This is a genomic window from Streptomyces scopuliridis RB72 (genome assembly GCF_000718095.1).
GTDB lineage: Bacteria > Actinomycetota > Actinomycetes > Streptomycetales > Streptomycetaceae > Streptomyces > Streptomyces scopuliridis.
The window spans coordinates 1-204 of record NZ_JOEI01000117.1 but is presented as its reverse complement, the minus strand read 5'-3'; the positions used below and the strand labels follow the sequence as shown (position 1 = coordinate 204).

Below are 204 nucleotides of genomic sequence, written 5' to 3'. Positions count from 1 at the left end.
GCTGGTGTGGTGGTGGGTGAGCCGGGTGGTCGGTTGTCGGGTGTGGGGTTGTTGTCGGGTGAGGAGGGGGAGATCTTCGCTGGTGACTGGGGTGTGTCGGGGGTGGGTGCGGGGGTGGTGCCGGTGGCGTTGCCGGGGTTGGTGGCGTCGCGGGTGGTGGCGGGTGTGGGTGTGGTGGCGGTGGTGTGTGGTGGTGTGTCGTTG

General features: G+C 69.6%; 1 pseudogene. It reads right to left on the bottom strand.

Annotated elements, in window-relative coordinates:
* Nucleotides 1–204 (bottom strand): annotated as a pseudogene (locus tag IF11_RS43440) (RNA polymerase subunit sigma-70); the annotation flags it as partial.